The following is a 15,548-nucleotide window of genomic DNA, read 5'->3' as shown; positions in this document are numbered from 1 at the left end:
CATGGCCGAGCAGGACCAGCTCCGCACCTATCTCAAGCGCGCGGTCACCGAGGCACGCGACGCCCGGCAGAAACTGCGCGAACTCGAAGAACGGGCCAGGGAGCCGATCGCGATCATCGGGACGGCCTGCCGCTTCCCCGGCGGGGCCGAGTCGCCGGAGCAGCTGTGGCGGCTGGTCGCCGACGGCGTCGACGCGGTCGGCGAGTTCCCGGCCGACCGGGGCTGGGACCTCGGCGGGCTGTTCGACCCCGACCCCGGCCACCCCGGCACGTCCACCACCGCGGCGGGCGCGTTCCTGCCCGGCGCGGCCGAGTTCGACGCCGGATTCTTCGGGATCAGCCCGCGCGAGGCACTGGCCACCGACCCGCAGCACCGGCTGCTGCTGGAGACGGCCTGGGAGGCGGTGGAACGCGCCCGGATCGACCCGGCGTCGCTGCGCGGCACCCGCACGGGAGTGTTCGCCGGGGTCATCTACACCGAGTACGGCGCCCGCGTCTGGAACGGCAGGGCGCCGGAAGGACTCGAGGGCTTCCTCGGCACGGGCAGCGCCGGCGGGATCGCCTCCGGCCGGATCGCCTACACCCTCGGTCTCGAAGGCCCGGCGATCACGGTGGACACGGCGTGCTCGTCGGCGCTGGTGGCGCTGCACCTGGCGAGCGAGTCGCTGCGGCGCGGGGAATGCACGCTCGCACTGGCCGGCGGGGTCACCGTCCTGGCCACGCCGGCTGCGTTCCTCGAGTTCTCCCGGCAGCGCGGCCTCGCCCCGGACGGCCGGTGCAAGCCGTTCGCCGCCGCGGCGGACGGCACCGGCTGGGCCGAAGGGGCCGGGATCCTGCTGCTGGAACGGCTGTCCGAAGCCCGTCGCCGCGGTCACCCGGTGCTGGCGGTGATCCGCGGCTCGGCGGTCAACTCCGACGGCGCGAGCAGCGGCCTGACCGCGCCGAACGGACCCGCGCAGCAGCGCGTGATCCGGGCGGCACTGGCGAACGCCGGCCTGTCCACCGCGGACGTCGACGCCGTCGAAGCGCACGGCACCGGCACGAGACTGGGCGACCCGATCGAGGCGCAGGCGTTGCTGGCGACGTACGGCCGGGACCGGCCGGGGGACCGGCCGTTGTGGCTGGGTTCGGTGAAGTCGAACATCGGGCACACGCAGGCGGCGGCGGGGGTGGCCGGGGTCATCAAGATGGTCGAGGCGATGCGCCGTGGGGTGCTGCCGCGGACGTTGCACGTCGACGAGCCGACCCCGCAGGTGGACTGGACCGAGGGGGCGGTGCGGCTGCTCACCGAGGCGGTGGCGTGGCCGGAGACCGGACGCCCCCGCCGGGCCGGGGTGTCGGCGTTCGGGCTGTCCGGGACGAACGCGCACGTGATCGTCGAGCAGGTGCCTTCGGACGGGGAACCGGCGCCGGGCCCGGAAACCGCGGTGGTGCCATGGGTGCTGTCCGGGCGGACCGCCCAGGCCGTGCGGGACCAGGCCGCCCGCCTGGCGTCCTTCGTGGCGGAGCGGCCGGAACTGTCCGTTGTGGACATCGCGTGGTCACTGGCCGTCACGCGGTCCCGGTTCGGGTACCGGGCGGTGGCCGCCGGAGCGGACCGGACGGCGCTGCTCGACGCGCTCGCGCGGGTCCGAGCCGAACCGGCCGCCGAGGGCAAGGTGGCGTTCTTATTCTCCGGCCAGGGTGCCCAGCGCGCCGGCATGGGCCGTGAGCTGTACGACCGGTTCCCGGTCTACGCCGAGGCCTTCGACGCGGTGTGCGCGCGGTTCCCGCTGCCGGTGCGGGAAGTCGTCTTCGGGGACGCCGAGGCCCTCGACCGCACCGAGTACGCGCAGCCGGCGCTGTTCGCCGTCGAGGTCGCGCTGTTCCGCCTGCTGGAGTCGTGGGGCCTGCTCCCGGACGCGCTGGCCGGGCATTCGATCGGCGAGATCGCGGCCGTGCACGCCGCCGGGATCCTCTCGCTCGACGACGCCGCGACGCTGGTCGCCGCCCGTGGCGCGCTGATGCAGGCCCTGCCCGCGGGCGGGGGGATGACCGCCGTCGAGGCCACCGAGGCCGAAGTGCGCCCGCACCTGGGGGACACGACCGGGATCGCCGCCGTCAACGGGCCGCGGGCGGTCGTGGTGTCCGGGGCGCGGGCGGACGTCGAGCGGATCGCGGAGACGTTCGCCCGGCAGGGCCGCCGGACGAAGGCCCTCGCCGTGTCGCACGCGTTCCACTCACCGCTGATGGAGCCGATGCTGGCGACGTTCCGCCGCGTCGTCGAAGGCCTCACCTTCGCCGAGCCGCGGATCCCGGTGCACTCGACGGTGTCCCGCGCCGCCGACATGTCCACTGTGGACTACTGGGTGTCGCACGTCCGTGCGACCGTGCGCTTCGCCGACGCCGTCGAGGAGCTGCGGACCGCGGGCGTGACGACCGGGCTGGAACTCGGGCCCGGCGGCGTGCTGTCCGGGATGGGCCCGGCCTGCACCGGCGACATCCGCTTCGTGCCCGGGCTGCGGGACGGGCGGCCGGAGCCGGAAACGCTCTTCGGCGCGCTCACGACGCTGGCGCCGGACTGGGCGGCGGTGGTCGCGGAGGGCCGCACTGTCGACTTGCCGACCTACGCCTTCCAGCGCGAGCGCTTCTGGCTCCGGGAGCCGCCGCGGACGGGGGACGTCGAAGCCGCCGGGCTCACCGCGATCGGGCACCCGCTGCTCACCGCGTGCGTGCCGGTGCCGTCGACCGGTGAACTGGTGCTGACCGGGCGGCTCCCGGCCGCGGCCGGGTCGTGGACTGGCGACCACGAGGTGCTGGGCAAGCGGCTGCTGCCCGGGGCCGCCGTCGTGGAGCTGGTGCTGCGGGCCGCGGAGGAAGCCGGGTGCGGGCAGCTGGAAGAACTGACGCTCGAGGCCCCGCTGGTCCTGCCGGACGAGGCGACCCGCGTCCAGGTGGTGCTCGGCGCGCCCGAGCCGTCGGGCCGCCGCACGGTCGGCGTGCACGCGCAGACCGGCGAAGGGCCGTGGACGCGGCACGCGACGGGGTCCGTCCTCGTGGCGGCGGGCGAGGAGCCCGGCGAGGTACCGGACTGGCCACCGGCGGGCGAGGAGCTGTCCGTCCCCGAGCTGCACGACGACCTGGCGGCCGCGGGACTCGGCTACGGCCCGGCGTTCCAGGGCCTCGACGCCGCGTGGCGAGCGGGCGAGGAGGTGTTCGCCGAGGTGACGCTGCCGGTCGACGCGGACGGGTTCGGCATCCACCCGGCCCTGCTCGACGCGGCCCTGCACGCGGCGGCACGCCTCGCGTCGGCGGCGGAGCCGGGAGTACCGCGGCTGCCGTTCGCGTGGGGTGGCGTCCGCCTGCACGCGGAGGGGGCGACGAGCCTGCGGGTCCGGCTCGCCCCGGCCGGGGGAGAGGCGCTTTCGCTGGTGGCGTGGGATCCGGCCGGCCGGCCGGTGCTGACGGTGGAGTCCCTGGTCCTTCGCCCGGCCGGCCGGCTGGGCGACCGACCCCTGGCGGGCGAGCTCCTGCGGGTCGACTGGCCAGGGCTGCCACTCGCGGCGGCCGAGCAGGCGGCGTGGCCGGTGGTCGGCCCGGCACCGGAACACGTGACGGTGTCGGCGAAGTACGGCGACCTGGCGGAGCTGGGCCGGGCCCTCGACGCGGGGACGGCGGTGCCGCCGGTGGTGCTGGCCACGGTACCTGCCGGTGACCCGGGCACGGCCGACGCCGGCCTGGGTGCCACGGTCCCGCGCGCCGTCCCGGCTGCGTCCGCCGTCGGCGGCGCAGGCACGGGGGCTGTGCGCGCCGCCGCCGTTCGTGATGCCGTCCAGCGCACCCTCGCCCTCGCCCGTTCCTGGGTCGAAGACGCGCGGTTCGACGGCTCGAAACTCGTGCTCGTCACCGGCAACGCGGTCGCCGCCCCCGCTCCCGATCTGGTCCAAGCCCCGCTCTGGGGCCTGCTGCGGTCGGCGCAGGCGGAGCACCCGGACCGGTTCGTCCTCGTCGACAGCGACGCCACCGAAGCCTCCGCCGCAGCGCTCGCCGGTGCCGTGGCCACCGGTGAGCCGCAGCTCGTGCTCCGCGACGGCGCCGCCCGCGTGCCCCGGCTGACCGCCGCCGCCTCCTCTGCCGGGCCGGTCGCCTTCGACCGCGACGGAACCGTTCTCCTCACCGGTGGCTCCGGGGACCTGGCCCGCGTGCTCGCCCGGCACCTCGTCCGCGTCCACGGGGTGCGGCACCTGCTGCTCGCCGCCCGGCGGCCGGAACGGGCCGCCGACCTCGCCGCCGAGCTGACCGGCGCGGGCGCCGATGTGACCGTCGCCGCCTGTGACGTCGCCGATCGGGAAGCCGTTCGCGCGCTGCTCGCCGGGGTGCCCGCCGCGCATCCGCTCACCGTCGTGCTGCACACCGCCGGCGTGCTCGATGACGGCGTGCTCACCTCGCTGCGGCCCGGACAGCTCGACGCCGTTCTGCGACCGAAGGTCGACGGGGGCCTGGTCCTCGACGAGCTGACCCGGGATCTCGGCCTGGCGGCGTTCGTCCTGTTCTCCTCGGCCGCCGGCCAGTTCGGCGCGCCGGGACAGGCAGGCTACGCCGCCGCGAACGCCTTCGCCGACGCGCTGGCCCAGCGGCGCCGGGCCGACGGCCTGCCCGCGACGGCCCTCGCCTGGGGCCTGTGGCAGCAGGACGGCGGCATGGCGGGCGGTCTCGGCGCCGCCGACCGGAACCGGATGGCCCGCGCCGGCGTCGTCGCACTGTCCGAAGAGGATGGTCTGCGGCTCTTCGACGCGGCGCTCGCCGGTGAAGAGGCGGTCGTGGTGCCGATCGGGCTCGACCGGGCCGCGCTCCGGAACTCCGGCGAGCGGGTGCCGGCGCTGCTGCGCGGGCTGGTCCGGGCCCCCGTCCGGCGGGCGGCGAAAACCGCGCCCGGTTCCGCCGGGTCGTTCGCCGGCGAGCTCGCCGGACTGTCCGAGGAGGACCGCCGGGCCCGCGTCCTGGAGCTGGTGCGGCAGGAGGCCGCCGTCGTGCTCGGCCACGCGGGCGCGGACGCGATCACCGCCGGGCAGCCCTTCCTCGAAGCCGGGTTCGACTCGCTCACGGCGGTCGAACTGCGCAACCGCCTCGCCGCGGCGACCGGGACGCGGCTGCCCGTGTCGGTCGTCTTCGACCTGGCCACGCCCGCGGCGCTGGCCGGCCGCCTCACCGGGGAGCTGGCGCCCGGCCGGCCCGCCGCCCCGGCGGACGAGGGCGACACCGTCAACGCCCTGTACCGCCAGGCCTGGGAACGGCGGGACATCGTCGCCGGCAACGAGTTCCTCCGCGCGGCGGCGCGGCTGCGGCCCAAGTACGACGACGCGGCATACCTGGCGGAACTGCCGCCGCCGGTCAACCTGGCCACCGGCCCCGCGCGGCCGCGGCTGATCTGCATCCCCACGCTGGCGGCGTCGTCGAGCCCGCTGCACTACGCGCGGTTCGCGGCCGAACTGCAAGGCGTCAGGGACGTCTCGGTCGTGTACCTGCCGGGGTACGCCGACGCGCGGGAGAAGCTGCCGGCGTCGTTCGACGCGATGGCCGGTCTCCTGGCGGATTCGGTGGAGCGGGCCGCGGACGGGGAGCCGTTCGCGCTGGTCGGCTATTCGGCGGGGGGCTGGCTGGCCACGGCGGCGGCACTGCGCCTGGAGGACCGCGGCCGCACCCCGGCGGGCGTGGTCCTCGTCGACACGTACTTCTTCGACGCGGACCTGCCGCTGATCGAGCCGACCCTGGCCGACGAGATGTTCGCACGCGAGGACTTCTTCGGCCGCATCGGCCACGCCCGGCTCACCGGGATGGGCGGCCACCTCAACGTGCTGGACACGTTCACCCCGCGCGCGACGAAGGCGCCGATGCTGTTCGTCCGGGCCCTGGACCCGCTCCCCTCGGAGGGCGACGGCGTCGGTCCCGACCACCCCATCTGGCGGCACGAGATCCCCTTCGCCGACGAGACGGTCGAGGTGCCGGGGAACCACATGAACGTGATGGAACAGGAGAACGGGCGGGAGGTGGCACGCGTGGTCGACCGGTGGCTCGCCTGAGCGTCCCCGAACCGGAGTTCGCAGCTCGGCTTCAGCCGTGAGGTGCAATCGGCTGATCGCCAACCGTGCCCCTGCTAATCTCCCGTGCGGGGTGCCGGTGAACAGGCCGGCAATGAGGGGGGCGGAACAGGTGCGGGTTCGAAGACTGGCTGTCGCGGCGGTTGTCCTCGGTGTGGGTGGGGTCTGTTCGGCCGCGCCGGCAGGTGCGGTGAGCGGGGGAGCTGCGGCGCCGGAGGGCAGCTACGGCTATGCCGCGCGGGTCGTGGTCAACGGGACGACCGCGGGCTGCTCGGGGGCGGTCGTGGCTCAGGGGTGGGTCATCACGGCGAAGCGATGCTTCGGGCAGAACGTGCCGGATGGGCCGCCGCCGCAGCCTACGACGGTGTCCTTCGGGCCCGGCGCCCCCGGAGCGGGGCCACTGCCGGTGGTGGACCGGCTGGTGCCGGCCGCGGACCGGGACGTGGTGCTCGCGCATGTGACGTCCCCCAGCGGTGCTTCGCCGTTGCCGTCGGTGACGCCGGTGGCGATCGCGGCGACCGCGCCGGCGTCGGGGGAGACGGTGCGGATCGGCGGCTTCGGACGAACCGCCACCGAATGGGTTCCCACCCGGCTGAACACCGCGAGCTACACGGTCCAGGGTGTCACGGCGACCTCGATGTCGGTCACCGCGGCGGGTGGGGCGAACGATCCGTGCAAGGGTGACGCCGGCGGTCCGGCACTGCGTGAGACCGGCGACCGGGTCGAGCTCGCGGGTGTCACGAGCGCGTCCTGGCAGCACGGTTGCCTGGCCGAGACCGAGACGCGCAGCGGCGCGGTGGTGGCCCGTGTCGACGATCTGGCCGGGTGGATCGCCGAGCAGACCAAGCCGCTGACGGCCACGCCGTCGCGGATGATGCTGGCCGATCTCGACGGTGACGGCCGTGCGGAATTGCTGGCGATTCACCCGAACGGGGACGTGCACGCCTGGCACAACGATGGCGGTTTCGGCGGTAATCCGTGGAATCCGGCCGACATCGTGGTCGCCACCGACATGCGGCCCGGGCGGACCTATTTCGCCGATCTGGACGGCGACCACAAGGCCGACATCGTTTCCCTCTGGGACAACGGCGAGGGGCACGCGTGGCACAACGTCCGTGGGTTCTCGCCGATGCCGTGGGAGGGCGCGAGCATCGTGGTGACGACCGGAATCGTCGATCCGCAGGGCCTCAAGTTCGCCGACCTCGACGGTGACGGCCGGGCCGAGGCGATGTCGGTCGACGCCAACGGTGACGTCCGCGCGTGGCGCAACGCCCGCGGTTTCGCCCCCATGCCGTGGGAGGGCGGGAGCATCGTGGTGGGCGCCGACATGAAGCCGGCCACCACGTTCTTCGCCGACCTCGACGGTGACGGCAAGTCCGACATCATCTCGGTGTGGGAGAACGGCGAGGGGCACGCGTGGCACAACGTCCGCGGGTTCTCGCCGATGCCGTGGGAGGGCGCGAGCATCGTGGTGGCCGCCGGATTCCCCGATGTCGCCCCGCTGCGGTTCGCCGACCTGGACGGTGACCACCGCGCCGACGCGATCGCCGTCGACCCGCAACGCCAGATCCGGGCCTGGCACAACGGGGCGGGCTACGCGGTCATGCCTTGGGACGCGCTCGCCACCATCGCGACTCCCTACGTTCCCTGACTTCTCGGACGCGGGTGCCGGTTGTGCGCCCGTTCGGCGGGCACTGCCTCTTCGTCGACGCCGCGGCCTCGCACTCATTTCGCCACTGGTCAGGTCCAGCGCCAGCGCATCCCGCGGATCCCGGGTCCGCAGCCGGTGACGAAGTGGTGGGCGGGCGCATCCGGTGACACCGGGACAGCGGTCACGTCCCGCTCCGGACCTCCGGGTGCGTCCAAGCGGTAAGCGGCGCAGGTCGCCGGCAGGGTGCCGGGGGCGAAGTGGATCTCCAGCAGGTGTTCGGCCACCGGATGCCGGAATCGCCGGTCGTAGCTGGTGTCCGGGACGCCGTCGGTGTATTCGAACTCGTACTCCAGGATCGCGGTCTCCCCGACGGCCATCGACCGGGTCGGCACCAGCTCGCTGACCACGAACCCCTGCTCCGGGAGGACCTCGGTGCGCACGGGCCGGCAGTACCGCGCGGACACCAGCCGCGGCGGACGGCCCGGGACGCAGCCGCGCAACGCCACCACCTTGGCCTGGACCGGTTCTTCCACCGCGCGCACGACCTCGCGCACCCGGAGCCGGGTGAGGCAGCCGGCGGCGTCGACCTGCAGTGCCTCGTGCAGGCTGAGCACCACCAACGACGTCTCGTCGGCCGCGTCGAACGAGTGCAGCACCGGCAGCACGTCGTTGCGCGGGCCCCACAACCGCTCCCAGCGCACCGGGTCCGGTGGTCCGGGGGGCGCGGGCTGGGCCAGTAGCTCGATCAGCGACCGCGGCGGCACTCCGAGGACGTCCTCCAGCACCGCCACCGCCCGCAAGGAGTCCGGCCGTTCCGGGCGGGTCCGGCCGGTGCGCCAGTAGCTGAGCGTCGTGGTGCTGACGGGGACCCCCGCGGCCGCGAGGCGGCCCCGGAGGCGGGCGAGTCCCAGCCCGCTGCGGTCGATGGCCAGGGTGAGCGCGCGGCTGAACGGGCCCGTGGCGAGCGCCTGCGCCAGTTCCTGTCCGGCGGATTCCGGCGGTGGCACCGCGAACAACGGCATGGCGGTCCTCGGCGTCGGTGCGGAGAAGCAGTTCGCCTTCGGCGGATCGCGCCGTGTGGGCGGAGACGTCCGGTGGTGCCCGGATGGTTCGGTTTAACAGCCGCGGAAGGGGGCTGTCACCCGACGAACGTCGGCCGGCTTCCGCGCAACCCTCCGAAAGATCCGTTCTGTTCCGTTGATCGACTCGGATCTTCGGGCGCTTACCGAGGACACACCCTCCGCTTACGTTCAGTGAGTCCCCACCGGTTCCGCCTCCAAGGAGTTCCCCATGCGCACCCCCTCCGTCCGGTTCGCCCGCGCCGCCGCGCTGCTCGTCGGTTCGTGCGCCGCGGTCAGCACGCTCGCCGCGGCCCCGGCGTCGGCGAGCACCCCGGTCACGCCGCTTTCGCCGGCCGCCCAGCCGTCGATCATCGGCGGCAGCACGGCCCAGAACCCCGGCTACATCACGCGGTTCAACGGGCACGCCAACGGCTACACGTTCTTCTGCACCAGCACGCTCATCGGTACGCGGTGGGTGCTGACGGCCAAGCACTGCATGTACGACAACAACGGGCGGCGCCTGACCGACATCGACCTCTACATCGGTTCGAACAGCGCTTCCGGCGGCGTGCACGCGAAGGCGTCGACGACGTACGTGTACTCCGGCGGCGACCTCGCCCTGATCAAGCTGAACGCCGACGGCGGCGGCACGTTCGCCCGGCTCGCCGGCAGTTCCTCCGACGCGCAGGAAGGCGACGCCGCCCGCGTCTACGGCTGGGGCGCGACCCAGTCCACCGACGAAGGCAACCACCAGTCGTCCGTGCTGAAGCAGGCGGCGGTGCAGATCGCCGACACGAGCGCCACCGACTACTTCGGCGGCCCGGCCATCGCGGCCGACACCCCCGACGGCGCCGTGGCCGGCGGCGACTCCGGCGGCCCGATGATCGACGACGGCGTGCAGGTCGGGGTGTGCTCGACCAGCGACCGGTCCAGCACCACCACCTACGGCAGTGTCGCAGCGGGTCGAAGCTGGATCCGCCAGGTCAGCGGCATCTGACCGGCTGAGGTTCCCGCCCCGCACACCGGAGGGTTGCGCTCCCCGGCACTCGGGCTCCGTCGGTCGAGAACCCGGCCGGCGGAGCCTTCCGCCCGCCCACGCAGCCGGCCACCCCGATGGCCTCGTGTTCCGGGCACGGTCGCGACCGTCAGCGGAAGAGGCGGAAGAACCCGCGCACCTGCTCGACGAGCGACTCCGGTTGTTCCAAGGCGGCGAAGTGGCCACCGCGCGGCATCTCCTCGAACCAGCGCAGGTCGGTGAACCGCAGCTCGGCTTCTCGTCGCGACGGGCGGGTGATGTCCCGCGGATACACCGACAGCCCGGACGGCGCCGTGACCTCGTCGCGGAAGTGGGCGAAGCTTTCCCAGTACAGGCGCGCCGAGGAGGTGGCTGAAGCGGTGAACCAGTAGACCGAGATCTCGTCGAGGATCTTCTGCCGGGACACGGCGGTCTCGTGGTTGCCGTCGTGGTCGGTCCAGGCCTGGAACTTCTCGGCGATCCAGGCGGCCTGGCCGGCGGGGGAGTCGGTGAGACCGTAGCCGAGCGTCTGCGGCCGGCTTGCCTGAAGCGCCGAGTAGCCCCGGCCGGTGCGCCGGAACTCCTTTTCGGCTTCGAGGTTGGCCAGCTCCGAGGGGGTGGGGTCGGCGAAGGTGCCCGCGGCCACGGAGCCCAGGTTCAGGTGCACGGCGGCGACGCGTTCGGGTGCGACTTCGCCCAGGGCTCCGGAGACCGCCGAGCCCCAATCACCCCCTTGTGCGCCATAGCGCTGGTAGCCCAGCGAGACCATCAAGGTGTCCCAGGCCCGCGCAATGCGGGTGACGCCCCATCCGGCCGTCGACGGCTTGTCGCTCCAGCCGTACCCGGGCAGTGAGGGCGCGACGACGTGGAAGGCGTCGGCGGGGTCGCCGCCGTGGGTGCGCGGGTCGGTCAGCGGGCCGAGGACGTCGAGGAATTCGAGGACCGAACCGGGCCACCCGTGGGTGAGCACCAGCGGGAAGGCATCCCGTTCCGGTGAGCGGACGTGCAGGAAGTGGATGCCGAGCCCGTCGATCGTGTCGCGGTACTGGGGGAAGGCGTTCACGCGCTCGGCGAACCCGAAGTCGTAGTCCTCGGCCCAGCTGCGGCAGAGTTCCTGCGTGTAAGCGAGCGGGATGCCCTGGGACCAGTCGCCGACCGGTTCGGGCTCGGGCCAGCGCGTGCGGCGCAGCCGGTCGCGCAGGTCTGCGATTTCGGCTTCGGTGATGGTGACCTCGAACGGCTCGGCGGCCATCGCAAGGCTCCCTTCCTGGTCGAGACGTGCCGGAGCAGGTGCTGGTCAGGGTGAAGCGCCGGCCGGTCACGACGGTGCCCTGCCGGCTCTTCCCCATGTTCGCCTGCTTCGCCGTGTTCAGCGGGGCCGGCCGACGTGGCCGGGATCTCGTCGGCCGGCGTTCACGGGCCTACCGGCTCACGACTCCGACCTGCTGGGCCAGCTGCTCGGCGTTGATGTCGAGCCACCGGTAGCTGATGCTGTTCCACAGGTCGCAGTGCTGCGCGGCCGCGAACGCGGCCGAGGTCACCGGCGAACTGCCGCCGAGCCGGAAGACCATCGCTCGCTGGTCCTTGACGCTCGGCCACTCCGCCTGTCCGGCCGCGTCCGGGGTGCCCTGGCGCACGAACGCGCCCCAGTACCGGACCATTTCGGCCGACAGCCGGAGCTGGTCGCGGTCGTAGACGCTGGTCGCCGTCGGCCAGAGGTACGCCTGGTCCGCTCCGTGGGAGGCGCCGGCGTCGAAGGTGCCCGGGGCCGGCGGGGCCGAGGGACTCCGCGCGTCGAAGCGGTACAGGAACGTCTTCGGCTGGTACTTCGCGACCTGCTGGGCCAGCTGGGTGTATCGGCAGCCGCCGAGGCCGTAGAAGACGCTCGAATCCGTCCACACGGCACCCAGCGCGTATGCCGCGGTGTCCTGCGCGGGGTAGTTGCTCAGCGGGTACGCCTTCGCGACGTCCGCCGCCCGGTTGCCGAAGAGGTATTCGAGGCTCTTTTCGTACTGGGCGGGCGTCGCGGTGGCGAAGGAGCGGGCCCAGCCCCGGACCTCGTCGTGGGTGCTGCCGATCAGGAGCGGGACGCGCTCGAAGCGGCCGGTGCGCACGGCCTCGGACGGCGGCAGGGGCAGTTCCGGGACGCCGGCCGTCGGGAGCGGGCCGGAGAGGATTCCGCCGCGGAACCCGGCGCTCGAATTCTGGATGTCGGCCGCGGACTTGGCGCGCAGGCAGCTCACCGGGGTGGTGGTGCAGCCGGCGTCGGCGGCGAACCGCGCGCCGGCCGCCTGGGATTCGGCGACCGTGTGGCTCGGGCAGCCGCCGCTCTGGACGATGGCGCCGTTGACCAGGCCGTGCGCCAAGGGCGACGAGAGCAGGGCGCACACCGAGTGGCCGCCGGCCGAGAGCCCGGAGATGGTGACGGCCCGGTGGTCGCCGCCGAAGCGGTCGATGTTGTGGTTGGCCCAGTTCAGGGCCGCGACCTGGTCGAGCAGGCCGTAGTTGCCCGCGCCGGACTTGCTCAGGCCCGGCAGGTTCAGGAAGCCGAACGCGCCGAGCCGGTAGTTGATCGTGATGACGACGATGTTGTTCGTCTCGGCCAGGAGTGAGCCGTCGAACGCGCTGCCGGAGCCGGACGAGAACCCGCCGCCGTGGATCCACAGCAGCACCGGGAGCCGTTCGTTCGTCGCCCGGGCCGGACGGTAGACGTTGAGGTAGAGGCAGTCCTCGGTGACCGGCGAGCCGGAGCCTTGTGGGCACGCCGGACCGTAGCTCGTCGCGGGCCGGACGCCGGACCACGCCGGGGCCGGCTGGGGTGGCTGCCACCGGAGAGCGCCGACCGGCGGGGCGGCGAACGGGATGCCCAGGAACGAGTCCACCGCCCCGCTGCTCTTCCCCTCGACCTTGCCCGCGTCCGTCTGGACGACGAGCGTGTGTGCCGGCGGACGGCCGGCGTTCGCGGCCGCCGGGGCGGACGCCACCGTCATCGCCAACGCGACCGTGATGCCGAGCCACTTGAGTCTTTTCCGCACCGATCCTCCCGGAACTGAGTGGGTGTCGGAGAAGGATGGGCTGCCCGGGCTCACCGGGTGGCCGTTGTGGTCCGATCACCGGACCGCAGGGCGCTCACCGTCTTGGTGATCCGGTGGCCCACCATCGTCAGCAGCCCGGCGTACTTGCCGACGTCGGCGCGGTACAACGGCGCGGTGATGGACAGCGCGCCGGTCGTCAGGCCGGTCGCGCCGGTCAGCGGGATCGCCACGCTCACGAAGCCGACGCGGGTCTGCTCGTACTCGACCGCGTAGCCGTTCGCGCGGGCACGGGCCAGTTCGTTCAGCAGCAGGCCGGGCGCGTTGACCGTGTGCGGCGTGATCCGGTCGAGCGGCGACGCGATCACCTCCTCGACCAGCGCGCGGGGGCCGAAGGCGAGCAGGACCTTGCCGGTGGCGGTGCAGTGCATCGGCATCCGGCCGGCCACCCGCGACGGCTTGGTCACCTGGCTGTGGCCCGACACCTTTTCCAGGTAGAGGACCTCGCGGCCGTCGGGGACGGCGAGGTGGATCGTCTCGTTCGTGGCCTGGTAGAGGTCCTCCATGTACGGCCGGGCGGCGTCGCGCAGGATGCGCTGGCGGGGCACCCGCTGGCCGATCTCGAACAGGCGGATGCCGAGCCAGTAGTCGCTGCCGCGCCGTTCGAGGACGCCCCAGGCCAGCAGCTCCTGCGCCAGGCGGTGCACCGACGCCTTCGCGACGCCGGAACGCCGGGCCAGTTCGGTGAGGCTCAGGTGCTCGTCGTCGGGGCCGAAGGCCTCGAGGATGAGCTGGACCTTGCCGAGGACGCTGTTCGCTTCCATGGGATCAGGTTCGGTGAGCGGAACCGGTCCGGCCAACGGACCGGTCCGCTCACCGAACCGGCTACGGGACGAGCACCGCGCGGCCGCGGACCCGCCCGGCCCGCAGGTCCTCCAGCGCGAGCGCCGCGTCGGCGAAGGCGTACTTCTGCACGGCCAGCGACAGCTCGCCCGCGGACAGCTTCTTGACCAGGTCACCGGCGATTTCGCGGGCCCGGCGTTCCTGCCGGATCATGTTGACCGGCAGCAGCGCGACGTCGTCGAGGAGCCAGGACGGCAGGTCGACGCGCACTTCGGTGCCGGTCACGTACCCGATCACCGCCGCGCGCCCGCCCGGCCGCACCCAGCGGGTCCGGGCCACCAGCCCGTCGCCGCCGAGCGTGTCGACCAGCAGGGACGCGGGCCGGTCCGCGGCGAGCCGCTCGATGTCCTCGGTGGCGTCGAGGCAGACGCCGGTGACGCCGTCCGGGACGTCGGCGAGCTGCTCCGCGCGGCCGACGATCCCGGTGACCTTCGCCCCGGCGAGCACGGCCTGCTGGGCGACCATGGAGCCGACCGCGCCGGCGGCGCCGACGACGATCACCTCCTCGTCCGCGGCGAGCCGGGCCACGTCGTGCAGGACCACGTACGCGGTCGTCGCGGGCACGTAGAACGTCGCCGCGACCTCGGGCGGCAGCGGGGCGTCCAGTTTGTTCGCGGCCTTGGCCGGCACGCTCAGCCGCTCGGTCCAGGTCCCGTCACGCAGCAGGCCCAGCCCGGCGCCGCGCAGCATCACCTGGTCGCCCGGCGCGAGGCCGGAATCCGCGTCCGCCTCGACGACGATCCCCGCGCCTTCCACGCCGCCGGCGTAGGGCAGCGGCGGCTTGAGGTTGAAGGTGCCGCCGGCGACGGTGGCGTCCAGGTGGGCCACCGCGGCCGCCTCGACGTCGACGAGCACCTCGCCCTCGGCCCGCGTCGGCTCGGGGACGTCGTCCACGACCGGGGCCGAGCCCCAGGTGTGGAACCGCGCGGCCCTCACGCGGCGGCCTTGCGGATGAACCCGACGCTCAGCGGGTTGTAGCGGGCGGCCTGCTCGTGCTGCGGCCAGTGCCCGCACTCCTCGAACAGCTCCAGCTGCGAGCCGGGGATGTTCTCGTGCATCTTCGTCGCCTCCGGGACCTCACCGAACGGGTTCTGGCGGCCCCACACGATCAGCGTCGGCTGCGTGATGCGGGCCAGCTGGTCCGGGCGCAGCAGGTTGCGCTGCCGCCGTTCCATCTGCTGCAGCGAGAGCAGGTTGTCCACATTGGCCACGAACTCCGGCGTGTGGTAGATCGCGTGCCGGACCTCGACGAGCTCTTCGGTGGCGTTCTCCTCGCTCGCCATCAGCAGCCGCAAGCGTTTGCGGGTCAGCTCGACGTCGTCGGTGGCGACGGCGTTCTTCGTGCTGGTGCGGATTCGCTCCATCACCTCGGGGTTGGCGACGGTTCCGCCGGCGCACAGCAGCTGCAGGCTCAGCACCCGCTCGGGGTGGTCGACCGCGGCGCGCGCCCCGACCCAGCCGCCGAGGGACTCGCCGACGATGTGCGCGGCGCGGATCCCCACCGCGTCGAAGTAGTCCAGCAGGTGCCGGACGTAGTCGGCGATCTCGTAGGGCCGGGCGGGCTTGCCGGTGTAGCCGTGGCCGAGCATGTCGATGGCGTGCAGGTCGAACTCGCGGTGCGCCACGATGTTGCGGGCGAACGCCTCGAGGTGCCCGCTGGTGCCGTGCAGGAACACGACGGCTTCGGCGTCCGGGTTCCCGGCTCGCAGCGTCCGGGTGGGGACGCCGGCCGCGTCGACGTACTCGACGCGGTGCGCGATCGGGGAGAGTTCGGTCCAGATGCTCACGCGAGCTCCTTGGTGTTGATGCG

9 protein-coding genes are annotated in these 15,548 nt (G+C 73.6%); 3 read left to right on the top strand and 6 right to left on the bottom strand.

The annotated features are described in order from the left end of the window. Position 1: 1 nt before the first annotated feature. Positions 2–6,058: a type I polyketide synthase gene (locus tag ABZX11_RS28830; RefSeq protein WP_354918602.1), complete on the top strand. Its 6,057-nt coding sequence runs from the start codon at positions 2–4 to the stop codon at positions 6,056–6,058. 208 nt (positions 6,059–6,266) lie between these two features. Next, complete coding sequence (locus ABZX11_RS28825; RefSeq protein ID WP_354918599.1) at positions 6,267–7,727, top strand: FG-GAP-like repeat-containing protein; 1,461 nt, start codon at positions 6,267–6,269, stop codon at positions 7,725–7,727. 89 nt (positions 7,728–7,816) lie between these two features. Here the strand turns inward: ABZX11_RS28825 and ABZX11_RS28820 are convergent, their stop codons facing one another. Continuing rightward, complete coding sequence (locus ABZX11_RS28820; RefSeq protein ID WP_354918596.1) at positions 7,817–8,749, bottom strand: hypothetical protein; 933 nt, start codon at positions 8,747–8,749, stop codon at positions 7,817–7,819. A gap of 268 nt (positions 8,750–9,017) precedes the next feature. Here ABZX11_RS28820 and ABZX11_RS28815 point away from each other — a divergent pair, with 268 nt between their 5' ends. Further along, complete coding sequence (locus ABZX11_RS28815) at positions 9,018–9,785, top strand: trypsin-like serine protease (RefSeq protein WP_176170674.1); 768 nt, start codon at positions 9,018–9,020, stop codon at positions 9,783–9,785. A gap of 148 nt (positions 9,786–9,933) precedes the next feature. On the opposite strand, the gene ABZX11_RS28810 is transcribed toward ABZX11_RS28815, so the two are convergent. From ABZX11_RS28810 to ABZX11_RS28790, 5 genes are all read right to left on the bottom strand, one after another. Next, on the bottom strand, positions 9,934–11,055 hold the full coding sequence (locus tag ABZX11_RS28810) for an epoxide hydrolase family protein (protein ID WP_354918592.1): 1,122 nt from the start codon (positions 11,053–11,055) through the stop codon (positions 9,934–9,936). A gap of 169 nt (positions 11,056–11,224) precedes the next feature. Continuing rightward, a complete protein-coding gene (locus tag ABZX11_RS28805; protein WP_354918589.1) occupies positions 11,225–12,838 on the bottom strand; it encodes a carboxylesterase family protein in 1,614 nt (537 codons plus the stop codon). Between the two features lie 50 nt (positions 12,839–12,888). After that, positions 12,889–13,659: an IclR family transcriptional regulator gene (locus tag ABZX11_RS28800; RefSeq protein ID WP_176170672.1), complete on the bottom strand. Its 771-nt coding sequence runs from the start codon at positions 13,657–13,659 to the stop codon at positions 12,889–12,891. A 61-nt stretch (positions 13,660–13,720) separates the two neighbouring features. After that, complete coding sequence (locus ABZX11_RS28795; protein WP_176170671.1) at positions 13,721–14,674, bottom strand: zinc-binding dehydrogenase; 954 nt, start codon at positions 14,672–14,674, stop codon at positions 13,721–13,723. Beyond that, the gene (locus ABZX11_RS28790) at positions 14,671–15,525 is read right to left on the bottom strand and encodes an alpha/beta hydrolase (RefSeq protein WP_354918584.1); all 855 of its coding nucleotides are present in this window, start codon (positions 15,523–15,525) and stop codon (positions 14,671–14,673) included. Before ABZX11_RS28790 ends, ABZX11_RS28795 begins: the two co-directional genes overlap by 4 nt. Positions 15,526–15,548 lie beyond the last annotated feature (23 nt).

Source organism: Amycolatopsis sp. NPDC004169, assembly GCF_040610315.1.
Taxonomy (GTDB): Bacteria; Actinomycetota; Actinomycetes; order Mycobacteriales; family Pseudonocardiaceae; genus Amycolatopsis.
This window is presented reverse-complemented; position numbering and strand designations above follow the sequence as displayed.